The following is a 24,596-nucleotide window of genomic DNA, read 5'->3' as shown; positions in this document are numbered from 1 at the left end:
TGGCGGTATAGTGGTCAGGATCCGTTGGATTCTCCAAGCTTGCAACGTTTGGGCTGGAAGCGGAGGTGTACCTCCTTGCCGGTCTCAATGGATTCGTAGATGGCGCTGATGAGTTCCAGGGAGCGCCTTCCCTCCAGGCCGTCCACCAGGGCTGGGCTGCCATTTTCAATGCAGTCCACCACATGCTCCAAGTAGGCAATATGCCCGAATCCATATACATCTGGAGGGTTGGTCCTGTATTTTCCGAGCACTTCGTCGTCTTCGGGTTCGTCGGTAGTGAAGTTCCAGACTTTCATGTCATTGACCGCAAAGCCGCCAATTTCCACTGTACCGTTTTCTCCCAGGACAGAGAGGGACCCTTCCAGGTCTTTGGGCCGGGTGGCGTTGGTGGCTTCCACAATGCCGATAGCGCCATTGGCGAAGGTGATTACAGCCACCCCTGTATCTTCGGTTTCAATGTCCACCAGGGCGGTGCGGGCCTTGGCAAAGACCGAGACGGGCTCGCCGAGCATCCATTCCAGCAGATCTACGTGGTGGCTGGCCTGGTTGGCAAAAACTCCGCCATCGCCTTGCCAGGTGCCGCGCCAGCTTGCTTGGTCGTAGTATTCCTGAGTCCTGGTCCATCGTACGCGAACCGTGCCCATCACCAGTTTGCCAAAGCGTCCGGCTTCCAGGGCTTCGCGGAGTTTGACCACGGGGTAGTTATAACGGTTTTGTTTGATGACAAAGAGTTTTATGCCCGCCGAGTCGCAGACATGGATCATTTCGTCGGCGTCGGCCAGACGCAGGGCCATGGGTTTTTCCACCACAATATGTTTGCGGTAACGGGCCATCTGGATGGTGTGCAGAGCATGCAAACCGCTTTCGGTCAGGATGGAGATTACGTCGATTTTTTCGCCCATGGTTTCCATCATCTCAAATGCATTCGTGAACCAGGGGACACTGTATTTTTCGCCGAGCGTGCGAGCCTTTTCTTCGATAACATCGCAAACGGCCGCCAAAATGCCGCCTTTGATTTTCCCGTTTCCCAAAATATCAGCATGCCGCTGCGCTATCCGGCCGCATCCCATCAGTGCAAATCGTTGCATATGCTTCACCTCATTTCACCAATCAGTGCCTGTTTCATAATTCAGTTTTGCCAGCAGACCGCCACAGATTTTTACGGTTTCGATTTGCTTTGCATCAAAAGGGTCCTTTCAATTTCTGATGGTCCCTTTCGATATGATTTTGCTGAGAATCGATTAGGGTTCCGAAAGTATTTTCGAGAAGGTCCCTTTGGGGGTAGTTGATCAACACAGCCCGATGCGGGCCCTGGAAGACGAACATGCTTCCGGCCGCAACCGCGGAAGCTCCCGCTTTGTGTACAGCCCGTGAAAAGTCTTTCACGGTTCCAGCTCCGCCACAGGCAACCACGGGGATGTCTACTGCATCGGCAATCATTTTTATGAGCTTGAGGTCATATCCTTTCATGGTGCCATCTAAGGGGATGGAGTTGATCAGCAACTCCCCTGCTCCAGCCTTTTCCATTTGAAGCGCCAGCTGCAAGGGGGGTCGCCCTGTCTTTTGTCGGCCTCCGTGGGTGCGAACAGTGTATTTGCCCAGCCAGTTTTGGGTCACGTCAAGAGAGACCACGATACTTTGGCTGCCGAAACGTTTGGCCCCCTTGTGAACCAAATCAGGATTTTCCACGGCTGCGGTGTTCAGGACCACCTTTTCTGCTCCCAGTGAAAAAATGCTGTGCATTTGTTCAACGGTTGTGATTCCCCCTCCGTAACCGAATGGCATGAAGCACTCGTCCGCCAGCCGCGCCAGTAGTTCCAGGGGAGGAGTCTTCCCGGCAGGAGTGGCGGAGATGTCCAGGAAAAAAAGCTCGTCCACTTCCTTATCGTTAAGGATTTTGACCGTGTTTATGGGGTCGCCCACGTAGACCGAATTTTTGAAACGAGTGGTTTTCACCAATCCGTCGTTTTGGAGCAAAAGGCACGGTATGACTCGTGGGATGAGCATTTAAAGCCTCGCAAAATTGTCCAGTACGGCCATGCCGAAGCGGTGACTCTTTTCGGGGTGGAATTGGACGCCCATGATATTTCCTCTGGCCACGGCCGCTGTGAATTCAATGCCGTATTCGGCCGTTCCCGCAACGTCTGCCGGGTCGGCGCAACGGGCGTGGAAGGAATGGACGAAATAAAAGCGGGATGAATCAGTCAGGCCTTTGAGCAGAGGGTTGCCATTCTCCGGGGTCAAAAGATTCCAGCCCATGTGCGGCACTTTGAGGCCGTTTCCCGGTGCAAAGCGTACGCAGCGACCATTGAGCCAGCCCAGTCCCGGGGCGGTCCCTTCGTCGCTTCCTTCAAAAAGCATCTGCATGCCCAGGCAGATACCTAGCACGGGGGCCTTTTGCTTCAGAGCCTTGGTGTTGAGGATGTCTAGAAGTCCGGAGCTCTTTAGCCGGGCCATGCCCTCGTCAAAGGATCCAACCCCTGGCAGGATTATTTTTGTGGCGGCTTTGATATCTTTGCTGTCGCCTGACACGGAAACCGCATGCCCGATTTTTTTGAGCATGTTTTTGATGGAACCGAGGTTGCCCATTCCGTAATCGACCACAGTGATCATTGCCGTTTTCCTATATCCTGTCCTTGGTATTCTCGTGTATTTCTTCGATAATGTTCGAAATCGAGTACGTGTATCCCCATTCAGGGTAGTGCCGCTGGAATTTGGAGACGTCGGATATCCACCAAACATGGTCCCCGATCCTGTTGTCTTCCGCATAGGACCAGTTGAAGGGGCGCCCCGTGCTCTTTTCGCACATGGCGATGGCCTCCAGCATGGAGCAGTTGGAATGCCTGCCGCCGCCCGCGTTGTAGACTTCGCCTTTGCGTGGGTTCTGGATATAGTGCCAGAACATATTTACCAGATCCGAGCTGTGGATGTTGTCGCGGACCTGTTTGCCTTTGTACCCGAAGACCGTATAGGGCGCGCCGGTGACGCCGCATTTGACGAGGTAGGCCAGGAAGCCGTGCAGCTCCGCTCCGCTGTGGCCCGAGCCTGTCAGGCAGCCGCCGCGGAAGCAGACGGTGTTCATGTCGAAGTATCGGCCGTATTCTTGGACCATGACATCGGCAGCTACCTTGGAGGCGCCAAACACGCTGTGGGTACTCATGTCCAGACTCATGCTTTCGTCGATGCCTGCCGGATGCCAGGGATGTTCCTCCGAAAGTTCCCAGCGGGTTTCCAGCTCAACGAGAGGAAGACGGTTGGGGGTGTCGCCGTAGACCTTGTTGGTGGAGGTGAAGATAAAGGAAGCTTCCGGGCAGTGCTTGCGGGCCGCTTCCAGAAGCACCAGGGTGGACCTGGCGTTGACGTCGAAGTCTGTGAGCGGTTCGCGGGCGGCCCAGTCGTGGGAAGGCTGGGCCGCTGTATGGACCACGACGGCTATGTTTTTGCCGTATTTGTTGAAAAGGTTGTCCATGGCCGATTCGTCGCGGATATCCGCATCCACATGGGTGTAGCTTGGCAGGGCCTTTTTGAGTTGATCCACGTGCCATTTGGTGGATGCTCCCTCCCCGAAGAAATAACTACGCATGTTGTTGTCCACACCTACAACGTCGAAGCCCTTGGAGGCGAAAAAGCGGGAGGTCTCCCCGCCGATGAGGCCGCCGGAGCCGGTGATCAGGCAGATGGACATTAGCGCACCTCCCCATTTTTTTTAGCGGCACGGGCCTTGCGCACAAGGAATTTGGATTCTTCAAGCAGTTTTGCCCAGTTCGAAGAACTGTGCACATTGATTTCCCGGCCATCGTGAGTACGCACCGAATAGAGGGTTTTGGGGACATGCTTGAAGCGGACACCGTCGAGGGCGAAGCGCAGGTAGAGTTCATGGTCGTTGGCCAGGTAGTCGTTGTCGTACCACCCCAGCTTGTCATGCAGATTCCTGCGGTAGAGCTTGGACACGCCGCAAAGGTACCAGTTTTCGAAGGAATTTTTAAAACTGTAATCCGGAACCTTGAATTCGCGCAGGATGCGGCCTTGATCGTCAAAGACGAACATGTCCGAATAGGTGAAATCCGCCTCGTCCGCATTCAGGGGGGCAGCCAGCTCGGAAACCATCTGCGGGTGGCAGATGTCGTCTGAAGCTATGTAGGTGCAGTAGTCGCCGGTTGCGGCTTGGAAGCCGCGGTTGTAGGTCCGCGTGGACCCCATGTTTTTGTCATTGTGCAGCACTTTCAGGGTGCGGCCCTCGGTCCTGTATCTGGGGTGGACGGTGCGGACTATTTCGTCTTTGTCCTCGTCGAAGTATGAGGCGAAGGAAACCTCTTCCACACCGACGGATTCAGCAAATTCATCAATGACTTCGGCTGTTTTATCCGGAGAGCAGTCGTTGACCACGATTATCTCCAGGTTGGGGTAATCCTGGAACCAGATGGAGTCCAGGCAGGCTCCGAGATATTGTGCCTGGTTGTATGTGGGAACGATCATTGAAACGAGTTTGGACATGTCGCTCTTCCTGTTATCGCTGCTGAGAGTTTATTCGTTGATAAGGCAAATAGTGCCTAAAAAAAGCCTAAATGCAAAAAACGGGCTAACGGCCTAGGGAACGAAGGAGTTTTCGGATTTTCACTACCCGCCAGAAAGTCTTTTCATCGTTGGGATAATCATAATGGTCCACTTCGGGAGTGGTCAGATACTCTTCAAATTCTTCGTGCGTAATGTTGAGCTTTTTCTCAATATATTCTTGGTCTTGAGCGAGTGTCTCAGTGCTCCAGGGGTGCTTTTGGAGTTCTTTCTGTGCCTCTTCCTTGGTCATTTGTCCTGAGAGCACGAGATTGGAGAAATGCGCGCGCCGTTTGTCCACCTTGAATTTTGTTGGAAGGATGTAGGTCTGATAAAAGCGGGTGAAAAGGGATTCGTGATGCTTTCCCCCGTACTCGCGCCAGTTGAGTTCTTCCATGAGTTCCTGTTTGGCCCTAGCCACATTATAATCAAGATAATTTAAAACATTGATTGTTTTGATGCGCCGCAGTTCCTGATTGATGAATATTTCCCAGGTGGAACAGCGGGGGAATGTTTTGAGTTTTACGGTTCCATACTTTTTATGGATGGCCAGGATGTTGGCCAGGTCGGACTTGCGATGTCCCCAGGCATGCGGCAGCACCGATTCGGTGACTATATTATTTCCGCTTAACAGGTATTTGACTCCGTGCTTGCGGGCCAAATTGTACATGACGGCTGTAATGGCATGGTCTGTGAGCATTTCGATATCAATGACGTGAGCCTTGAAAAACGCCTGCTGCAGATCCTTGAATTCTTCCCAATTGATGACGTGTGTATAAAGGTCGAAACCAAGACGGGTGACGATGTTTTCGATGTTCATGACCGCCAATTCGGAGTTCCAGCCGTTGTCCATGTGTACGGCCAGGCAGCGCAGCCCCAGACGGTGGGCAGTGAGCGCCACGTAGGAACTGTCCACCCCGCCGCTTAGGCCAAGGATGCAGTCATAGGACTTGCTCTTGCCGTCAGCTTTGACCTGCTTCGCTATTTTTACGAGAGCCTCATAAGGAAACAGGTCCCTTTTTTCCTGTAGGTCATAGGTATGGCAGTGGTTGCAGACCCCTTGTTCATCGAACTTGATTCGAGGATCGCTGGTGTCCATGAGGCAGCGTGTGCATATTTGATATTCAGTTGTCATGCGTTTTTCCTGGGTGCTGAAATTCCGGCATGCAAGCCGGAAAAATGTTTCACTAACAGAATGATCGGACTCTTTTCCAGAAACATTATATGTCGCACTCAATTCATCAAATAACATTGCTACTTGAAATCATAGTCGGGCGCAATCGCTGCTGGGGCAAATTATTGACACTCTTTTGAAAACCACGCTAACTGTTAACTTAGCGAATGAATCATTAAGTTCCCTGTCCTTTTGGTCGATATGAAATGCAGCTAAAACATGGCGCATGTTTTGCAATGAACCAAAAAAATAATATTGAACTCGCTGCCTGCTTAGGGCGGTGCTGGAAAGAAGACATGTGCGGAATAGTAGGTTGTTGGAATTTTGATGAAAAGCCTGTGGACCAGGGGACGCTTCTGCGGTTCACGGATTCCTTGGCGCACCGGGGACCCGACGGCAGAGGGATGTACATCGACAGTGAAGCCTGCCTGGGACTGGGGCACAGGCGTCTTGCCATCCTCGATACCACCTCCCGGGGGGGGCAACCCATGGTTTCGTCGGATAACCGGTTTTATATTGTTTATAATGGCGAAATTTATAATTTTCTCGAGCTACGCCTCGAATTGGAAGCCCTTGGCCAGACCTTTCGCACCGAGACCGACACCGAGGTTGTTTTAGCCGCATATCTGCAATGGGGCGAAGGCTGCTTTTTGCGGTTCAACGGCATGTGGGCCATGGCTATATGGGATTCTCGGGAGCGCACTCTGCTTTTGTGCCGTGACAGATTCGGAGTCAAGCCTCTTCATTTCTGGAGGCAAGGAGATAGATTCGCTTTTGCCTCGGAAATGAGAGCCTTTGCAGCTCTGGAGGGGTTTCCGCTGGCTGTGGCCCCGGAGAATTTTTCTCTGGCGATTACCCGGCCCTCTTTTTTCGAAGGCACTGAAAATTGCATTCTTGCAGGGGTGAAGCGCCTGCCCGGCGGATACAGGCTCAAGGTTTTTTCCGACGGTCATATTGAGCAGCGCAGGTGGTGGAACACCCTTGATCATCTTGAGGAGCCACCTGTTACCTATGAGGAGCAGGTGGAGCGGTTCAGGGAACTTTTTATGGATGCCTGCCGTATCCGGATGCGAAGCGACGTGCCCATAGGCACCAGTCTCAGCGGCGGACTTGATTCCAGTTCGGTGCTGGCCGCAGTGTGCAGGCTTGGCGGCCAGAATGGCGACCGAGCGGCTCCAAGTTGGCAGAAGGCTTTCATTGCCCGCTATATTGGCACCAGTCATGACGAAACGACCTATGCCGATGCTATGGTCGAATACACGGGTGCCGAGCCTTTCTATTTCGAGGTGACGCCACGGACCCTGGCCGAATACGGCGAAGAGGTGGCTTCGCAGTACGGAGAACTTTCTGATATCCATGTCGGCCCATGGCTTGCCTACCGACTTCAGCGCAAAAGTGGTGTGGTAGTGTCCCTGGATGGCCATGGAGGCGATGAACTCCTGGCCGGATACCATCGCTATCATCATCCCCTCATGGCAGATGCGGCATTGAGCCCTGCTGGAGGAAACGGAAAGTTTGCCCAGCTTCGTGCGTCCCTCGAATCTATGTTCGAACCGGGGCATCCTTCCTATGTTCCTGACGCGCTTGTACTTGTCGAAAGACGTCGTGATGCGGGAACGCCGTTACACGAGGTTTATCCGGAACCATCCTTGCGAATCGGCCCGCATCCGTGGCTCAACGCCATGGGGACTGTCCCAGTGTTGCCGCAACTTGAGGAGGACAAGGATCGCCTCTTGGAGTTCGACTCCCTGTTTGTGAATCTATATATCGATTACCACTGCGTGGAGTTGCCGACCAATCTGCGGGATTATGATCGTCTTTCCATGGCCCATGGCGTGGAGGTCCGCTCCCCCCTGTGCGATTGGCGGCTTGCCTGTTACGCTTTTTCGCTTCCTTCTTCCTGTAAGATTGGCAACGGATACGCAAAGCGGATCCTGCGTGACGCCACCAAGGGCATGATGCCCGAAGCCATTCGCCTACGCAGGACCAAAGTGGGGTTCGCGAACCCGAGGGCGGAGTGGAGACAGCTACTCAAGCCGCTTGTCATGGACACGGTCTGCAGCAGGCGTTTTCTTGAATCGTCTTTGTGGAAGGGGAAAACGATAGCCCGGGCTGTGGAACAGGGATATGCCCGGGGATACAATATGGACGTAGACCGTTCGTTCATATTTGTTCAGGCCTCCCTGCTTCTTGAGGCTTTAGGCGCATCAACATAATTAAGGACTTTAACGTGGAATCGACCGACATCAAATACGAAACCATTGTCCAGGTCATGGCCCGTTCGTCATCCAAACGGCTTAAGGACAAGAACATACAGCCCGTGGGAGGCCATCCTCTACTGGCGTGGTCCGTTCGGATGGCAAAACTGCTTCCTTCGGTTGACAGGGTTATCATCAATACGGACAGCCGGGATTACGCGGACATCGCAGAAGAATATGGGGCGGAAACGTTGTTTCTCAGACCAGGGAATTTGTCCGGGGACACTGCGAGTATCTCAGATGTCATGTCCCATGCGATTTGGAGCCTGCGACATGAATATGGACTGCATGATGGTGATACTTTTTACGCCAAGCTGATCACCTTTTATCCCACCTCACCATTCAGGAACGCGGCAATGTGCGAACAGCTTATTGCCGATTTGAGTATGTACAAATGGGTATCCGTTGGTGTGGACACCGATATGCCTTGGGATAAATTTTACGTTAAGGGGAACGACGGGTTCGAAGCTGTGAGAAGTATGATTGCTCCCGAAAAAAAGATCATTCCATTTTTCAAAGGCATGGGTAACTTTTGGGGTACAACTTTGAAGTCAATGGAAAAGCATAAGAGCGTTCGTAAATTGACCAACCCCATAGAGTGTGTGGATATCGATACGTGGGAGGATCTCCTGCTTATGGAAGAGATCGTCATCAATGATCTGTATGATTTCGGAGTGAAGCTGTGGTAGAATTGGTTGTTATTAATGCAACTGTGCTCAATGGACGGCAACGGTATTTGGCAAGCGCGAAATTGCCAGGATTGACCCCTTTTGAGTATTCCCTCGAACTGGCTGCAAGGATTTTTCCAGAAGCAAGACTGATTGTACTGACAAATCATGGGGATATTCCTGAGGCCATACCTGAAAACGCGACTCTGGTTCAGAATTGCCCAATGAACTGCAACGGTCCGGCTTGGATGGATACCGCACGTCGACTCGATCTCAAATCGAATGCGACGATAGCTGTTTTTAGTCCGTTCGTAGGAGTTCTGTCAGAAAAGCGTGTCCGGAAAGTCGTGGAACACTTTCAATCCAATCGGGCAAAGATTTCTTTTTCCGGCGGACAGATCGATCACAACTCCCATCCGAGCTTTAACCAAACCATACCCCATCGCTATGCGAACGTGAGTTTTTGCCCAATGAAAGAAGGGGATACTAGAGTTTTTGATCCACAAGAATTTGTCGTTCTTGGATTGGAGGACTATTTCCCCCATCAGTCAAAAGTCCCGGGCAGCCAGTGGCTCCCTTCGTTGTATCGTGCGGACGGGGCCGTGATTCTTTGCCGTGCAGAATTGTTTGAGGATATCGGGCGGGCTGATATTTCCGGGGACTGTCTTTGCGTGGTGGAGGATGACGGCAAGTCCGAGGTCATGGCCTACCGGCTGCCAGTATTTATTTTTAACGAGAAAGCCCGGTTAACCGGTTCGGAAAGGCAACTGTTGGCAGTCAATGATGAAAGCCTCTGAAATTTTACTTTTTCTCACGGGTGTTGAATCCCATTTCCCCGTCGACCAGTGGATTTTTAACGGGGTGCGCGTTTGGCCATATTTTCGATGCTGCATTGCAGAGAGGATGACGTTGGCCTCAATGCGTGGAATGCCTGTCTCCCTCTATAGAGACTCATGGCAACGAGCGTGGGGGCGGCGGTTGAGGGCAGTGAAGGGCTTGGTTTTGAGGAATTTACAGGGGTATTCAGCCTGGAGACGGGCAAAGTCCCTTTCTTCTTGTATTCCTGCGGGTGAGAAAGTTCTTTTTTGGGGCGACGGGGTTTCCTTTGTCGACCTTGGTGGCCGGATGTACGAAAAAAATCTTGAGCCTTTGCTAGAAGCCTTTGGCGCGCGTGGAATGCCTTCCCTTATGCTCACCCCAGGCCATTTGTATCCTTCTCCTTGCAGGGTTCCACAAGTCTTCATTCAACCGGAAATGGACATTGTTGCCGCTAAAGGGATTCTTGGGCCGACGCCGCGCTTCAGTGAAGAGGCAGAAGGACTGGAGGAGTGTATTCAGTATCTGAATAGCTCAGGAAATCCAGGGGCGGACATGACTTTGAGCGACCTGCGAAAAGGGATGGGACATGTCTTTAGATATGCAACATTGTTCGGGAAAAAATTTGACAGCCACCAGGCGACGGCAGGGTTCCTCGTGGATTTTCAAGGTGTGGCCGGCATGGGGTTTATTCTTGCCTGCAAGAGGAGAGGTCTTCCGGTAATCGTTGTGCAGCATGGTATGCAGCCAAAGAATAGTGCATTGTACAGTCAATGGACCAAAGTGCCCGAAAATGGGTACGAACTTCTCCCCGATTTTTTTTGGGTTCGTTCGAGGGCAGATGCTGCCAAGTTTAATGATTGGATCCGTCAATGCCCGGGGAGGCATGAAGTCATAGTCGGGGGGGATCATTTCCAAAGCTTGTGGCTTGAAGGGCAAGAAGATTTCGTCAAAAGTCACGATGAGTTAATCCGCAAACGATGGCCGCGTACAAAAGGTAGAACATATGTGCTCATCGCCTTGAATGGTGTCGATGAGGAAGAAGATCGCAAAATATGTGAGCTTATAGAGTATGCCATAGATAGAGCTACAGGCCATCATTTTTGGATTCGAAGCCACCCTTGTCGTCTTGACCATGCAGAACGGTTGAAAAACAAACTTTCTGAGAGAGCCCGCAATGTTTGCTTCTTCGCCGGAGTGAGCGAGTTGCCGCTTTACGCTTTTTTGCGGCACGCTGATGCCGTGGTGACCATGTTTTCTTCGGTTGCCGCCGATGCAGCGGCATTCGGTTTGAAAACAGTCTACCTGGATCCCAAAGGGGACGATATATATGTGGGAATGCTGCCTCCTGGGTTTGCCAGTTATGCGGATACTCCGGAAAGGGTGATGCAGGTTTTGCGCAGCGCAGTTCATTCAAGGAAGTCTATGGGAAAAAAAGGCTCTGACCTTCTGGAATCGGGCATACAGCGCATATTGGATAGAATGGAATACGGAGAAGATCGGTATGAAGCATTGTGACTTTCAACCGACGCCATGCCTTGTGGTGGTGCAGTGCCGATACAACTCCACTCGTTTGCCCGGAAAGGCGCTCCTTCCGTTTGGACCGACCACCATGCTGGGTTTTCTCCTGCGGCGGCTGCAGGTCGGACTGGATAGGGGCGGCTTTAAACTTGTTGTCGCGACCACCATGTTGCCCGATGACGACAAGGTGGCGGCTGAGGCCGTGAAGAATGGAGCGGCCGTCGTGCGTGGGTCGGTGGACGATGTGCTGGCTCGATATGTGCGTTGTCTTGAACAGTATCCATCTGAACTGATTGTGCGGGTCACGGCGGACAACCCTTTCACCTGTCCCCGTTCCATTGAGGCAATGGTATCCCTGCTACGTCAGTCCGGGGCCGACTATGCCCGATGCACCGGGTATGCACTCGGGGCGACAGCGGATGCCTTTACTGCCGGGGTGCTTATGGAATTGAACGAAAAGAAGCTTTCAGGTCCTGATCGAGAGCACATTAATAAGCATATTTTAGAGAATCCGAGCAGCTATTGTATGGTGGAATTGTCTGCCCAGGGCCAAGAGGCGAGAAGGGCTTTGTCCGTCACCGTGGATACCCGTGAGGAATATGAACGCATTGCAAGTATCGTCGGGGACGATGAAAGTGAACCTTGGAATATGGAACTGAATGAAACCGCTCGACGATTGGATCGCTGATCTCTTTGCTGGGGCGCAACCCAGATGCATTGTCTTTCGGGTGGACGCCGGGCGGAAGCCGGGGCTCTCCTTTGGGCATCTGAGTCGCTGCCTCGTGTTGGCACAGGCCGCTAGACGCAGGTTTGGTGCGCATTCGGTTTTTTTGATGCGTGGCTATGCCGAAGGGGTGGCACATGCTGAGAATCATAACGCAAAGGTTTCGGTGGTCGTCGGAGATGAAGTGGAGTGTATTCTTAGGGTGTTGAAAGAACATGGCGGCGATTGGCTGGTTCACGACTTGCCCTATGGAGATTTTGATGAACGAGTGTTTCAAGCCTGCCGCGAAAGGGGCGTGAAGACGATTTTCGTGGATGACGCCCGATTTCGGACACCTGGGGTGGATGTGCTGCTCAACAGCAGTATTCTGGCCCGCGAAAGAGTCGAAGCCCGGGAAGGTGTGCGGATGTTGTTGGGTCCCGATTTTTTTCCTCTGGGCCCGGATGACGGGAAAATGGCGCCACAGACCCCGTGGAAGCGCACCGTGTTGCTTACGTTCGGCGGCTCCGACCCCACAGGCTTATCCGTCAAATCCGTTGCCAATCTGGCTAAACGAAAGTGGGTGGGAATCGGATTTCAGGTCATGCTCGGACCTGGTTTTGAGGAAGGTAATACGGTCAAAGGCCTTGTGGAAGATCGGGACGATTTTATGATTCTGGAAAATGTAGCAGCGCCTTTTGAGTATTTTCGTTGTGCCGATCTGGTGGTCTGCGCCGGGGGGCGAACCATGTATGAGCTTGCCGCATTGGACATTCCGTTCATAGCTGTGGCCAGCGCGCGCCATGAGCAGGAACCAGTACGGGCTTTTGTGGAACAAGGTCTGGCCCTTTTCGGCTTTGCAAATTTCAATGGGCATGGGTTTGTCGCAGCAGTGGACACGGTTCTCAATGGAGACATAAAATGAAGACAGTCAGGGTTGGAGATTTTGTTATCGGAGAACGTAGCGAGCCTTTTTTCATCGCCGAATTGGGTATTTGCCACGGTGGTGACGTGGACACTGCGTTGCGGTTGGCAGAAGCGTCAGCCAGGGCCGGGGCTCATTGCGTTAAGACCGAGACTTTTCAACGGGAAACAGTGGTGCTCGACGAATCAGCAGTGGCCCGATACATCATTGATGGGCAAGTAATTGAAGAGCCTCTGTCCGAGCATATGAAGCGCTATGAGTTGACTTTGGAAGAACATCACCGGATTAAGCTTCGTTGCGACGAGCTCGGTGTCCCTTTCATGTCCACTGCACATGATTTTGAAGGCGTTGATTTCCTGGTGGCTATCAAGGCCGATGCGGTGAAGATAGCCTCACCGGACATTGTCCATTACCCATTGTTGCGCCACGCGGCTCAGAGCGGCCTTGCGGTTTTTCTCGATACCGGAGCCGCTCTGCAGTATGAAGTCGAACGCGCCGTGGAAATCCTCCGGCAGGAAGGCGCCGCAGGGGTTGTGGTCAACCACAACCCGGCTGGACACCCTGCCCAGCCAGCGGGTCATGATCTGCGCATCATTCCCAGGCTGGCCGAAATCCTCGAAGCGCCCATCGGTATATCTGATCACTACGAACGATCCGAGATGCTTTATGCAGCTGTGGCGCTTGGGGCTCTCGTTCTCGAAAAGCCCGTTTCCGAGGATCCCACTGTCAAGGAGCCTGAGCGCAACTGGTCTGTGGGCGTGGACGAGCTGTCGGAAGTCATCACCAACTGTCGAGCCGTTTACCAGGCTTTGGGATCGTCTTCGCGGCAGCTTTCGGCAGAGGGGAAAATATATCGCAACAACAACCGCAGCTGCTGCGCAGTGGCGGATGATTTGCCTGAAGGGACTGTTTTGGGGTTGGATAACGTGGTTTTCGGCCGTCCCCGCATGGGGATCGCCGTGGAGCATTGGGACTTGGTGAATGGCCGTAGATTACGTCGGGCCAAGGCAAAGAATGATTTTTTGCAGTGGGAGGACCTGGATTGATGAGGGCGCGACAAGACACTTGCGTTTGCATCATAGGAGCTCGAGCCGGCTCGAAACGGGTCCCGGGCAAAAATCGGTTGTTGGTAGGTGGGGTGCCCTTATACCGCAACGCCGTGGAAGCCGCTCTGGGGTCAGGAGTCTGCACCCCCACAATATTGACCACTGACGATGTTTTGATTCAGCAGGACCTTGCTGGCCACGGTGAATTGTTGGTGGACGAACGGCCATCCCACCTGGCTGGGAGCAGCCCGTCCATGTGGGATGTGGTCGAGGACATGATGAGACGGCGCCCGAAGCTGTTTGAACAGGGGGGGGCGATCATGCTGCTGACCCCGTGTCACCCCTTCCGCACGGCCTATCATGTGCGCATGGCTTTTGAACAGTTCAGGGCCTCTGGGGCGGATGCCCTGGTCTCCGTGACCGCTTACCCTTTTCCACCAGAACTGCGTCTTAGCGTAAACAATAATCGTGTCACCCGCGATTGGGATGGGTTGGTCAGGGCCGGGGATCACCTTGTATCCTATTACCCCAACGGAGCGGTGACAATTTTGACCCAGGAAGCGTTCATGACGCATCGTTCTCCGTATACCGGCAACACCACAGCTTTTGAAATATCCTGGCCCGAATGCCTGGACATTGATGAACCCGGAGATCTGGAACTGGCCCGTCGTTTGATTGATTCGGGGGTGGTATGATCGGGGAAAAGGATATTATGGCGTTGGCAAGAAAATATTATCCAGGCCTGGGAGAGGTGTATGCAGTGACTTCCATGGGCGGAGGAGCTTGCCGCGTGCTTTTTAATGATCGTGAGGCGGTTCTCAAATTCCATGCCCACTGGGTCCGTGAACGAATTCTTTTGCTGGAAGACGTCATGCGAGCGGCCTATTCCGCCGGGCTCGGGGCGTTCGTATTTCCTTCCAAGGCGGGAACCCTTCTCGTCAAGGAAGGGGAGGATGTTTTCTCCTTGCAGATGGCGCTCGTCGGGGAAGCGCCTGCGAAACGAGATATTCATGTCGCTGCGACGTTTCTCGGTCGGTTGCATCGCATCCTGGCCAAAGTACAGCACCGAGAAGTCAAGCATCATCTATTCATTGGAGGGGCAGGTCTGCCGGAACTTGCTCGGAACCAAGGGCTGATGGCTGAAGCCGAAATGGCAGAGCCCGCCGAACTATGGTTGAAAAAGGGTTTGGCTCAGTTAGTGCACGGTGATCCGCACCCGGCAAACATGGTCTTAAGCGGAGAAGCCATTCGGTTCATTGATTTCGATAGCACACACGTTGGCAGTCCTGCCCAGGAAGCCGCCTTTGCCGCCTTCCGTTTGGTTGGGGCCGACACGGATGGTATCACCGACTTTGCGGAGACGTACGGCAGAGAATATCCAGACAGTGGGCTCACGCCGGCTCTTGCTGGCACCTTGGCGTTGCACGGCGTGTTGCGTCGGCTGGTTTTCATTTTGTCAGAAAGGGATCGTGGGGAATCGCGCTGGATGAGCGATTTGAAGAATCAGCGGCGTTTTGTCGAAGAGGCCTTGCAACTGGCCGTTGATCTCCAGGCAAACAAAGGAGCGGACTTATGAATTGCAGAATGACACGCGGCATATATCTGCGGGCCAACGGTGAGATCAATTGCTATTGTTCCACCGGAGAGCAGGTGACGTTGGATATGTTGCCCCTGGACCGCTCGAACTGGCATTTCGTCGATGATCATTACCTCAAAGGGCGATTCCGTCAGATCAGGACAGCCTTTTCCAAAGAAAGCCTGCCTTTCCCGGATCAGTGCGCCAAATGCAATTATTTGGCATCGCAAGAATCCTTTGATGCATCCCTTGTGGAGCGCGAAGTTGAATGGCTGCACATCGAACCCGCCGCAGTCTGCAATCTCCGATGTCCGTTTTGCGTTCACGGCATCCCTTCCGGAGAGCGGACCTGGGCTCGCCCCAAGCCGCATCTTTTGCCACGCATACTGTATACCAAGCTGCTCGACGACTTGAAGGACAGGAATATGAATGTTCGCTGGATGTATTTCAGCGGGCGGGGGGAGCCGGGCCTGCATCCCGAGATCTGGGACATGGTGGCTGAGGCAAAATCAAAAATGGACACAAATTTTTTGGTTAATACCAACGGCAACATTCCCTATGATGACATGATCGTGGATAGCGGGCTGGACAAGATCAAGATCGCCCTCGATAGTTTGGATCCGGATACTTATTCCCGCTACCGGCGGGGGGGGATGTGGAACGTCTGCTCGACCTGACGCGCCGGATCAGGGCTCGCAAGGAGAAACGGGGTGGCAAGGGACCGGAGATAATCTGGCAGAAAGTGCTTTTCAATTACAATGATTCTCCTGAGGAATTAGCGGAATATCAGCACACTGCTCTGGATTGCGGCGTAGATACCCTCAGAATTTGTTATACGTATACTTCGGAGCATACGGCCAGTGACCCGGATAAGCTGGAGCGCATTTTTCCGAATATCGAGATTCTGAATAACCGGGACAGGTCCCAAATTCCCGAAGAGCTTCTTGAAAATGCCGCGAGGCATGACTGCGAGCCTGGAGACATCTTTTCCGTTATTTCGAGGTTGTATCATTGGTTGGACTGTGGGATGTCCAGCCGCGAGGAGTATGATGAGTTTTCGAGCCTGTCCCTGGACGACTGGAAACTTTATGAGCCATTGTCGGATTTACCAGAATTTTCTCGTTTCATAACTATGCTTTCGGAACATTTCGATGCGCTTTCCCATTGCTATGAAAAACGTGGCAATGAAAAGGATGCTTATCGTTTTTCCCAGGTCGCTTACAAGGTTTCCAAAATGGCTGAAGCTGTGGTGCGTTGATTTTATCTGTATCTGTCAATTGTAACAACGAGGGGCTACCCATGAGCATAGAAAAGGAAACAAGCGCGTTTTGGAAAGGAGAGTTCGGGGACGAGTATGTTCAGCGCCATGATGCGCCCAGGCTGGTGCCGGCCAAAAGGTTTCAGTTTCAGACCATGCTGAGAAATACTCACGGCATTTCGAGTATTATGGAACTGGGTACCAACCAGGGGTTCAATCTCAAGGTCCTGCATGAACAGTTTCCAGAGGCTGAGTTGCATGGCGTTGAAATTAATGAAAATGCAGCTGCAATGGCTCGAAAGGTTCAGGGCGTGGAATCCATAACTTGTGCCTCCTTGCTGGAAGTTCCTGTGGACAGGGTTTACGATCTGTCATTCACAGCGGGCGTGCTTATACATATCGCGCCGGAGGTTTTGCCCAAAGCATATCAAAAATTATATGATTTTTCGAGAAAGTTCATCCTGCTCAGCGAGTATCACAATACAAGCCCCCAGGAAATTGAATATAGGGGACATCGAAATCGTATGTTCATGCGCGATTTTGCGGGTGAGCTTCTTGATAGCTATGCCGACCTACGGTTGCTTGATTATGGCTTTTTTTATAAACGCGACCCCCGTTATGGATTGGGGGACATCAATTGGTTCCTTATGGAAAAAGGCTAGGCGGAGGATGTTGTGAAGCTTGTATCATTGCGCGAAGTGTTTACCGGGCTAGACAGGGAAGCAAAGCAGCGAAAGTACAGAGAACTGTGGCATACAGCAAGGAAATTTGAAATTCTTACGGATTATCCCTTGCATCTGGATCTTGAACTTTCGGGTGTCTGCAACCTGGGCTGCAGCGATTGTTTTCAGAGTGCGTTGGACAAGAAGCGGCTCGGCCTCATGTCTGCAGAAATGTTCAAGGCCATCATTGATGATGGCGTACCCCGTGGCTTGTGCTCCATCAAGCTTCAGATTCGAGGTGAATCCTTTCTACACCCTCAACTTTTTGAACTGATCTCCCATGCAAAGCGTGCAGGTGTGCTGGATATCCAGATTACCACCAACGGAACATTGCTCAATGAGGAGACCGTTGACAAGATACTTACCAGTGATCTTGATGGGATTATTTTTTCCGTGGATGTCCGGCATGAAGACGCTTGCTCCAAAACGAATTCACATTCTGACTATTCCAAGGTTTCGAATAATGTGAACTTGCTTCTGCAAGAGCGGGCCAAGCGCAGGCAGCAATCCCCTTGGATACGTCTCAAGGCCAGTACGGGTGACACCTCACCCGAGGTCCTCAAAAAGCTCAAAGCCGACCTAGTCAGTCAGTTTCCCCTTGCCGATGTGCACATCGTGGGTTCGGTTTTCGATTTCAGGAAAGACCGGGATTCGTTTCCGGGGTTGCGCGAACGATATGTCCTGAATCCCTGTGAGTATCTCATGCAGCGACTCGCCATATATTGGGACGGACAAACGACCGTTTGCTGTATGGACTATCATGGAGATTTCGGGCTGGGGTCGGTTCCTGAGAAAAGCATTCGCGAAATTTGGCTCTCGGATACCATGCAGGGGATGCGTAATGCGCATTTGAAAGGGAAAAGGCCGCAAATGCCTATCTGCAGACATTGCCACGCCTGCGTGTCCGCAGCCTGCCAAGAGGTGTATGTGGACACGACGGATCGCAACTTATTGGACAAGCGACTTCAGGATGGAAGTTAGAATTTTTCAGCAACAAAAAAAGGAGAGGGGTGACCCTCTCCTTTTTTTGTTGCTATAGATAGTTGGGAGTCAGCGCGTCCCCTGCTTTCATAGCCACGGCAAGTTTTTTTCCAAACAACATTTGTTGGTCATTGGGGCCGTAAATTCCGGCTGGTCGGCAGGCTGTTAAATCCCCCGGGGCGAGGATATGCCCTTTGGGCAGATTCATGGCAGCATGCAGGCCACGGCGAAAAAGATTGGCGAAGTCCCGGTCCGAGCGCGTTTCGGTCGTATCCGCCTTGCCGCGCATTTTTTCGATTAACCTGATGCGCCGCACCAGTTCGGCAAGCATGGTCGGATCGGCAGAGTGGGAGTGATCGCCTCCTTCGCGTCCAACATCCAAGGTGAAATGGGTTTCAACAACTTGAGCTCCGAGAACCACGGCTGCCGCGGCAGCCTCAATGCCAGGGAAATGGTCGGAATATCCCACTGGAATGCCCAGTTCACGCCTCAGGAAGGGGATGGTCTCCAGGTTGAGTTCGTCGGCTTCAGGAGGATACTTGGCCATGCAGTGCAGCGCGGTCACTGGGCCGCTGTTGTTTTTGTTCAGAAATTCAAGGCTGCCGCGTATTTCATCAAGCAAGGCCATACCCGTAGAAAGGTAGATCGGTTTACCGGTGCGTGCGATGCGTTCTAGGAGCACATGGTTGGCGCAGTCCATGGAAGCCACTTTGTAGGCGGGAATATCCAGTTCTTCCAGCAGGTCCACGGCCCAGATTCCAAAGGGGGTGGACAGGAAATCAATGTTTGCGGCATCGGCTGCGGTTTTGAGTTTACGATGCATTTCCGGTTTCAATTCTGCTGTACGGATTGCCTCAAAATGCTCGCTGCCGGGCAGAGCGATATCTTCAGCCTTGAAGCTTTGGAATTTGACTGCGTCTGCACCGGCCTTGGCGGCCTGTGTGATCATTTCCTTGGCGGCTTCCAGGTCTCCTTCGTGATTGAATCCGATTTCTGCGATGACGTATGTCATTTGGGAACTCCGTTAAGAATGATTTCAAGCTCTTGAGAAAGAAATAGGTACTCGCTATCTTCGGGAGGGACCACTCCCTCCATGACCACCGGGTACTGCCTGATGAATTCCAGGGTGGAATCAGATGGTGTGATGTCGGTCAAAGGGAAAAGAGCATGGAACGGATTGTAACCCTGATAACCCCTAGATTCGTAAGGATCCCCTTTCATTAGATAGGTTGAACAGGACCAGTGGATTTCCCGGATTCTTTCCAGTATTGGTGGTTTGGTGAAGTCTTTGAGCCGAATGTCGGCAAAATCCTTTATGTGCACAATATCCATGCAGAGGTTGAAGTCCGGACACTCCTGGAGGATAGTCCATACATTTTCCGGCCTGGCTCCCCACTCGTTGTCGAACCCATTGTTTTCTATTAGGATTTCTGTCCCGGGCAAGCTGTTGCGCAGCAGGTCGGCCCGTTGGGCTCGGTTGTCTCGCAAGTGGTGGGCGTGCAGGAGAACTGCCGGGCTTTTAAGCATGGCGACGATATCCGCCAGCCTAGCCAAATCGCCTGCAGTCTCCGGTGTGTCCAGAAAGTCTGGGTCTGTTTCCCCAATATGTATTGTGCGGAAATCCAGCTGGGAAAAACGATTAATGAATTCAATTGTAAAGCCTGGATCATGAGCGAGCCTGGAAGGCATGAGATACATTTCCATGCCTTGGGACACCATGCCCTTTTTATCGAGAGCTCGAAACTTTCGCTGCACATCGGTGGGCGTGCCGTGAAGTTTTCGCCGGGTTTCCTGCGGAAAGCAGAACCATAGCGTATTCATTGCTGGGACCACAGGGTGTGAGTTCATTGTCATTTATACCTTGACCACGATAAAGATGTATTTTTCTGGTCCTTCAAACCCTTCCCAGCGGTCTAGGTCGGAATTTACCTTACGCGCGTGTTCGTAATACGCCTCCCCGAAATCCGTATAGGTTTTAAACTCCATCACTTCAGCTCCCAATTCGCGGTACAATGACGCGTAATCGTGACTGACGATATTGGTCTTGAAGGCCCTTTTTTCGCGTAATTCCGGGGTGGTTTGATTCTGATCGTACTCGATATGTATGATGTACTTGCCGCAGACCCGCAGCATTTCCGAAAGTGCGAGGCGGATTTTATCCGGGTGGATGTTCATGAATACGCCCAGGGAGAACCCCACATCAAAGGCGTTGTCGGCAAGGGGCATTTTGCAGGCGTCTGCGTTGGCCACGGGGATGTCCATCCCTTCCAGGTAACGGCGCGAGTTGCGTAGCTGGGGCAGGCTGAAATCCACTCCGCCCACAAAAGTGTCCGAAAAGTCGCGTTTGACGCGGCCAATGTTCCAGCCAAAACCGCAGCCAGCTTCGAAGAAGCTGGAGAATTTCACCTTGGAGAGTGCGTTCACCAGCATGTCCTGGAAAAATATTTCGCGATCCAGGTAGCCGGAGGCAGAAATTTCCTCAAAATAGACCTCTCCGCGACGCTGCCAGTAGTCCCGCTGGTCGGCTAATTTGGGCAAGGATATGCCGAAGAGTTTGTACAATAATCTTTTTGCATGCCATTCGAGTTTGAATTTCTCAATACCGAATAGTTTCCCCCAGTAGTTTTGAGGGGGATTAACGGTTTTTGTCGTATCCATGTTTACCCCTTTTCTCTTTCGGTTTGGGGAGCGGGCTGGTTTTCTGCACCCCATCCGTCGAATTTTTCCTTATAGTCGTATGAAAAATCATCATGATGCACGCCGGCGATGTCCACGCCCACTTTTTTCTTGATGGCGCCGTGGTGGCATTTGGCGCAGACCCGGCTTTCCAGCCGTCGGCCGGCCAAGTGCAGCTGGCGCTGCTCTTCCTGTACGGTGTCCCAGGCCTCCTTGACGCCTAGAGTCTTGGCATTCCCGATGATTTCCTCCATGCAGAAGTCTGTTGGGCATTTGAGGTAGTTGCCTTTACTGGTAATGCAGATGCGCTGCCACAGGCGCGGACAGACAAATTTCGGGTCAGGTGTGAGAATGACGTCTTTGAAGTTCATGTCCGGGTTGTATGCCACCCGGTCCACTATGGACTTCATAAGATCTATGTACTCTTGCGGATTGTCCTTGATGGCCGACCAGATGGATTGGACATTGAGTAAGGTGTTGGCCTTGTATTTGTCGCGCATCTCCCTGAGCGTCTTGAGCTTTTTCAGAGAGGCTTCGTATTTGAGAGGGTAACGGACATGTTCGTACGTACTATGCAGGCCGTCGAAACTCATGGTGATCCAATCAGTTCCCGCTTTGATCAGTCCTGCGGACAATTCCGGAGTAAGAGGGCCGCCATTGGTGTTGATCCAGACTTCTTTCACCCCGGATTTTTTTGCGAAATCAACCATTTCTACGATGTCCGGGTGCAGCAGCGGTTCTCCGCGCATGGAAAATTTGAGGGTAAACAGGCCGTGTTTTCCGCATTCGGCCACAATTTTTTTGTAGAGATCGAGATCCATGAAGTCGTTTTCACCGATGTCCATCTGCTGCCTGAAGCAATGGGCGCACTGAATTTGGCAGCGGCTGCTGGCCTCAATGTCTACGTTCAGCGGAAAAGCTGGGACTTTTTTGCGGGGATAGTTTTTCCATTGGTAGCGGTTGACGAGATAGGACAGCCTTTTGCCCCGGCTCCGCCGCATTTCGTTGCGGAGGTATTCCCAACTGTTTTCACAGCTAAATTGAACAAGCGTTTCTGATTTTTTCATGGCAGCGCCTTTGTGCAGGGTTGCTGGCCCAGGAACATCCGCTTCTGGGGCGTAGGTTTAAATTCGGGGTTTGATACTGAGGCCACGGTTTTTTGTATGAGGGCCGGAACCACTTTTTTCAGGCGTTCGATGACAGTCTCGATTGTATCTTCCGGGTAGACTGGAATTCGTTCCTGGTGGATCACATCGCCCGTATCGAAGTTTTCGTCCATGAAATGGGCTGTTAGGCCCGTTTCCGTTGCGCCGTCCTCCAAAACCTTCCGGGTGGGGGAGGACCCCCGGTAATGGGGGAGCAGGGACGGGTGTATGTTTATGGATTTCAGTTTCGGGGCGTCAAATACATTTCTGGGCAGTTTTCTGGGATAGGCGTGCACAACCAGGAGGTCCGCATTTTCTTCCTGGATCGCCCGACGAATAGCCTCCGGCCGCTTTATATCCTGGTCGGTCACGGGAAGCCCGTTTGCGACAGCATGGTTGTGAACCGCCGTGGACCAAGGGTCTTCCTCTGTCCCGCGCGCGGTGACTACCCGGACGACTGCAATTCCCGGGGTTGTCTGCAGTTCCTTGAGGATGGTCAGGCCTATGCCCCAGTTGGCCAGGAGAATGACCTTAAGCGGCGTCAAGCTACCACCTGCGCTCGAGTATTTCGTCGATGCTGACATTCTCGTCCCCCTTGGACCCGTGCCTGCACTCGGCACAGGAATTGAGCGACAAACGCTCTCCTGTGGCGTGAAGGGTGCGAATCCTTTCCATTGCCTGGCCGGTCCACATTTCCTTGAGGCTTGTTTCCTTGATGTTTCCTATAACAACGTCAGCGGCATTCCAACCCGTGCAGCACTGGGTGGATCCATCATAGGCAATTACCAGTCGTTCCCACGGGTATTGGCAAATGAAGTCGGGCTTAAGCTTCATGGGACCCATAAAATTGATGTATGGGTTACAGACAATATAGTCTGAAACCGGACTCATGGTGTCATAATATGCTTCGGGTGCATTTTTGATAGCAGGCCAGATGGTGCACAGGCGCACCTGTGGACGCATCACCCCCTTGCGTATCTTGGTATTTTTGAGCAGGGCAAGCCGGTCCCAGTTTTCCTTGAATTTTGCTGGGTGTCTTACTTTTTCATAAATTTCGCCGATGCCGTCGAAGCTGACGGCCAGATAACTTAGCCCCGCATCCACAAAGCATTCTGCCATTTCTTGTGAGATATAGAAGGCATTGGTCAGAAACGAGACGTTGGGAATGCGTTCGCAGGCGTATTGGATGAGTTCCTTGATGCGCGGGTGGGTCAGGGTCTCACCGCGCCAGGACAGACGGATGGAAAAGACGCCCTCGCGGGCGCACTCGTCCACGGCTTTACGGAAGAGCTCCGGGGCCATCTGGCCGGTGTGTTTGAGGCCCCGGCGATAGCACATAGGGCAGTCCATGTTGCATGTGCTGGCCGTTTCGATGTCCACGTGCAGCGGGAACGGTGTGACAATCTGGTTTTTGGGGGCCATGTACCAATTGACGCGGTTGAAGAAATAAAGGGTGAAATGACCCTGGTTGAAAATGAAGTTCCAGTACCGCTGGGGCGTATCGAATGGATTTTGGTGGAAATTGACCTGCAGGCCGTTGCCTAGTTCCATGGCGTCTGAATCGAGCAATTGGGTAAGTATTGAAAGCTGAAATTCAGCTTTTTGACCTGAAAGGTTGTCTCTGATCAACCGGCCCCAATCGTCAATGCCAATCGTCAGGGATTCGATATCCCCGGCCGGTCCCGTTTTTACGGTGCCGCCGTTTTGACTGAAGGAACGCAGGAATGTTTCCAGTTCAGGGTGTTGTGTCACTTCTTCAGGTATGGGAATATCAAGTGTGAAGTGAAGTTGTTTCTTTTCTCTTTCGTGGAAGACACGCAGCATGTCTGCACTCCTTGGACATGGGTATTCGTCAGAACGTTTATTCGGTTTGTGAAGAGTTTATTTTATCGGTATTGGAGGTCGGATTGTTTAGGGCTGCCCCAAAGGTGCAGCACATTGGAAGCGGTTGCAATCCTGAACCCCGCGTTGCAGTATAAATTGATGGCTGGGATGTTGGAAGCCAAGGCTTCCACTCTTATAGGTTTTTTTGAGTGGGCCTTCGTCAGGGTGTGCAATAGGGCGGATGCAATCCCTTTGCGATGGAAACAGGGCAACACCCCGACAAAGTATAATTCTCTTGCCTGTTCGTTATCCATGACTATGACCAATCCAGCAGGCGTCGAGTCGTGGTAGCCAATGGCCATGACCGAAGCCCGCCCCTGGCAGTGGTTGCGAATGGAGTGTCTCCACAAGTTTATAGCCCGCTTATGGGGGATGTCTGTATCCAGAAAAAAGCGGCTGTATTTAATGTGGCTGGCAAGGGCTTCGAAATCATTCCCCCGGAATTGTTTTACTATTTCAACCTCAATGCCCGGATCTACCTGTGCAACAGCCACTGTATACTGAAAGGTTAATTCCGTGTCGATGAATGTGGCCCCCGCCTTGAGCAATGCTTGCGTGGTATTTTTGTATTGCGCGGGTATCTTGGCCAGGGTGAGGGTTTCATTTTTGGGGATTATGCCGATTATTTCCTCAGCCAAGGAGGCGCCGTCGCGAGCCCCGGCCTGGACGGTTACGGCTCCGCATGAAAATCC

At 52.4% G+C, this 24,596-nt stretch carries 26 protein-coding genes; 13 read left to right on the top strand and 13 right to left on the bottom strand.

The window, feature by feature from the left end; all coding sequences use genetic code 11:
* Positions 1-14: 14 nt before the first annotated feature.
* The 6 genes from FGL65_RS02515 to FGL65_RS02490 form a co-directional block, all read right to left on the bottom strand.
* Positions 15-1,088, bottom strand: coding sequence for a Gfo/Idh/MocA family protein (locus FGL65_RS02515; protein WP_147819498.1), 1,074 nt, complete (start codon positions 1,086-1,088; stop codon positions 15-17).
* Between the two features lie 94 nt (positions 1,089-1,182).
* Positions 1,183-2,007, bottom strand: a complete 825-nt coding sequence (locus FGL65_RS02510) for an AglZ/HisF2 family acetamidino modification protein (RefSeq protein WP_147819497.1) — start codon at positions 2,005-2,007, stop codon at positions 1,183-1,185.
* The gene (gene hisH / locus FGL65_RS02505) at positions 2,008-2,613 is read right to left on the bottom strand and encodes an imidazole glycerol phosphate synthase subunit HisH (RefSeq protein WP_147819496.1); all 606 of its coding nucleotides are present in this window, start codon (positions 2,611-2,613) and stop codon (positions 2,008-2,010) included.
* Positions 2,614-2,623: 10 nt separating this feature from the next.
* Positions 2,624-3,685: an NAD-dependent epimerase/dehydratase family protein gene (locus tag FGL65_RS02500; RefSeq protein ID WP_147819495.1), complete on the bottom strand. Its 1,062-nt coding sequence runs from the start codon at positions 3,683-3,685 to the stop codon at positions 2,624-2,626.
* Positions 3,685-4,494 (bottom strand): glycosyltransferase family 2 protein, encoded by an 810-nt coding sequence (locus FGL65_RS02495; protein WP_147819494.1) that lies wholly within the window; start codon positions 4,492-4,494, stop codon positions 3,685-3,687. The genes FGL65_RS02500 and FGL65_RS02495 overlap by 1 nt, the downstream gene beginning before the upstream one ends.
* A gap of 85 nt (positions 4,495-4,579) precedes the next feature.
* Positions 4,580-5,686: an N-acetyl sugar amidotransferase gene (locus FGL65_RS02490; protein WP_147819493.1), complete on the bottom strand. Its 1,107-nt coding sequence runs from the start codon at positions 5,684-5,686 to the stop codon at positions 4,580-4,582.
* Between the two features lie 245 nt (positions 5,687-5,931).
* Between FGL65_RS02490 and asnB the strand changes: the two genes are divergently transcribed.
* The 13 genes from asnB to FGL65_RS02425 all read left to right on the top strand — a co-directional run bounded on the left by asnB (position 5,932) and on the right by FGL65_RS02425 (position 18,199).
* On the top strand, positions 5,932-7,941 hold the full coding sequence (asnB, locus tag FGL65_RS02485) for an asparagine synthase (glutamine-hydrolyzing) (protein WP_147819492.1): 2,010 nt from the start codon (positions 5,932-5,934) through the stop codon (positions 7,939-7,941).
* A 14-nt stretch (positions 7,942-7,955) separates the two neighbouring features.
* On the top strand, positions 7,956-8,672 hold the full coding sequence (locus tag FGL65_RS02480; protein ID WP_147819491.1) for a cytidylyltransferase domain-containing protein: 717 nt from the start codon (positions 7,956-7,958) through the stop codon (positions 8,670-8,672).
* The gene (locus FGL65_RS02475; RefSeq protein WP_147819490.1) at positions 8,666-9,448 is read left to right on the top strand and encodes a hypothetical protein; all 783 of its coding nucleotides are present in this window, start codon (positions 8,666-8,668) and stop codon (positions 9,446-9,448) included. The genes FGL65_RS02480 and FGL65_RS02475 overlap by 7 nt, the downstream gene beginning before the upstream one ends.
* 328 nt (positions 9,449-9,776) lie before the next feature.
* Entirely contained in the window at positions 9,777-10,985 is a 1,209-nt protein-coding gene (locus FGL65_RS02470) for a glycosyltransferase family protein (protein ID WP_147819489.1), read from the top strand.
* Positions 10,972-11,676 carry a cytidylyltransferase domain-containing protein gene (locus tag FGL65_RS02465; RefSeq protein WP_147819488.1) on the top strand — a complete coding sequence of 235 codons (705 nt, stop codon included), beginning with the start codon at positions 10,972-10,974 and terminating at the stop codon, positions 11,674-11,676. The genes FGL65_RS02470 and FGL65_RS02465 overlap by 14 nt, the downstream gene beginning before the upstream one ends.
* The gene (locus FGL65_RS02460) at positions 11,648-12,616 is read left to right on the top strand and encodes a hypothetical protein (RefSeq protein ID WP_147819487.1); all 969 of its coding nucleotides are present in this window, start codon (positions 11,648-11,650) and stop codon (positions 12,614-12,616) included. The genes FGL65_RS02465 and FGL65_RS02460 overlap by 29 nt, the downstream gene beginning before the upstream one ends.
* Positions 12,613-13,662 (top strand): N-acetylneuraminate synthase family protein, encoded by a 1,050-nt coding sequence (locus tag FGL65_RS02455; RefSeq protein ID WP_147819486.1) that lies wholly within the window; start codon positions 12,613-12,615, stop codon positions 13,660-13,662. Before FGL65_RS02460 ends, FGL65_RS02455 begins: the two co-directional genes overlap by 4 nt.
* A complete protein-coding gene (locus tag FGL65_RS02450; protein WP_147819485.1) occupies positions 13,662-14,357 on the top strand; it encodes an acylneuraminate cytidylyltransferase family protein in 696 nt (231 codons plus the stop codon). Before FGL65_RS02455 ends, FGL65_RS02450 begins: the two co-directional genes overlap by 1 nt.
* Entirely contained in the window at positions 14,354-15,238 is an 885-nt protein-coding gene (locus tag FGL65_RS02445; RefSeq protein WP_147819484.1) for a phosphotransferase, read from the top strand. Before FGL65_RS02450 ends, FGL65_RS02445 begins: the two co-directional genes overlap by 4 nt.
* Positions 15,235-15,915 carry a radical SAM protein gene (locus tag FGL65_RS02440; protein ID WP_147819483.1) on the top strand — a complete coding sequence of 227 codons (681 nt, stop codon included), beginning with the start codon at positions 15,235-15,237 and terminating at the stop codon, positions 15,913-15,915. The genes FGL65_RS02445 and FGL65_RS02440 overlap by 4 nt, the downstream gene beginning before the upstream one ends.
* A complete protein-coding gene (locus FGL65_RS02435; protein ID WP_147819482.1) occupies positions 15,894-16,496 on the top strand; it encodes a hypothetical protein in 603 nt (200 codons plus the stop codon). Before FGL65_RS02440 ends, FGL65_RS02435 begins: the two co-directional genes overlap by 22 nt.
* A 41-nt stretch (positions 16,497-16,537) precedes the next feature.
* Positions 16,538-17,158 carry a pseudaminic acid biosynthesis-associated methylase gene (locus FGL65_RS02430; RefSeq protein ID WP_147819481.1) on the top strand — a complete coding sequence of 207 codons (621 nt, stop codon included), beginning with the start codon at positions 16,538-16,540 and terminating at the stop codon, positions 17,156-17,158.
* A gap of 12 nt (positions 17,159-17,170) precedes the next feature.
* Positions 17,171-18,199: a radical SAM/SPASM domain-containing protein gene (locus tag FGL65_RS02425; RefSeq protein ID WP_147819480.1), complete on the top strand. Its 1,029-nt coding sequence runs from the start codon at positions 17,171-17,173 to the stop codon at positions 18,197-18,199.
* Positions 18,200-18,251: 52 nt separating this feature from the next.
* Here FGL65_RS02425 and FGL65_RS02420 read toward each other — a convergent pair whose 3' ends face one another.
* From FGL65_RS02420 to FGL65_RS02390, 7 genes are all read right to left on the bottom strand, one after another.
* Positions 18,252-19,211 carry an N-acetylneuraminate synthase family protein gene (locus tag FGL65_RS02420; protein ID WP_147819479.1) on the bottom strand — a complete coding sequence of 320 codons (960 nt, stop codon included), beginning with the start codon at positions 19,209-19,211 and terminating at the stop codon, positions 18,252-18,254.
* Positions 19,208-20,020 carry a hypothetical protein gene (locus FGL65_RS02415; RefSeq protein ID WP_147819478.1) on the bottom strand — a complete coding sequence of 271 codons (813 nt, stop codon included), beginning with the start codon at positions 20,018-20,020 and terminating at the stop codon, positions 19,208-19,210. The genes FGL65_RS02420 and FGL65_RS02415 overlap by 4 nt, the downstream gene beginning before the upstream one ends.
* Before the next feature lie 33 nt (positions 20,021-20,053).
* Positions 20,054-20,857: a class I SAM-dependent methyltransferase gene (locus tag FGL65_RS02410; RefSeq protein WP_187170501.1), complete on the bottom strand. Its 804-nt coding sequence runs from the start codon at positions 20,855-20,857 to the stop codon at positions 20,054-20,056.
* Between the two features lie 2 nt (positions 20,858-20,859).
* The gene (locus FGL65_RS02405) at positions 20,860-21,942 is read right to left on the bottom strand and encodes a radical SAM/SPASM domain-containing protein (protein WP_147819476.1); all 1,083 of its coding nucleotides are present in this window, start codon (positions 21,940-21,942) and stop codon (positions 20,860-20,862) included.
* Positions 21,939-22,604 carry a methionyl-tRNA formyltransferase gene (locus FGL65_RS02400; protein ID WP_147819475.1) on the bottom strand — a complete coding sequence of 222 codons (666 nt, stop codon included), beginning with the start codon at positions 22,602-22,604 and terminating at the stop codon, positions 21,939-21,941. Before FGL65_RS02400 ends, FGL65_RS02405 begins: the two co-directional genes overlap by 4 nt.
* Complete coding sequence (locus tag FGL65_RS02395) at positions 22,567-23,844, bottom strand: radical SAM/SPASM domain-containing protein (protein ID WP_147819474.1); 1,278 nt, start codon at positions 23,842-23,844, stop codon at positions 22,567-22,569. Before FGL65_RS02395 ends, FGL65_RS02400 begins: the two co-directional genes overlap by 38 nt.
* Positions 23,845-23,906: 62 nt before the next feature.
* On the bottom strand, positions 23,907-24,542 hold the full coding sequence (locus tag FGL65_RS02390; RefSeq protein ID WP_187170500.1) for a GNAT family N-acetyltransferase: 636 nt from the start codon (positions 24,540-24,542) through the stop codon (positions 23,907-23,909).
* Between the last annotated feature and the right edge of the window lie 54 nt (positions 24,543-24,596).

The sequence above is a fragment of the Salidesulfovibrio onnuriiensis genome (genome assembly GCF_008001235.1).
GTDB lineage: Bacteria > Desulfobacterota > Desulfovibrionia > Desulfovibrionales > Desulfovibrionaceae > Pseudodesulfovibrio > Pseudodesulfovibrio onnuriiensis.
This window is presented reverse-complemented; position numbering and strand designations above follow the sequence as displayed.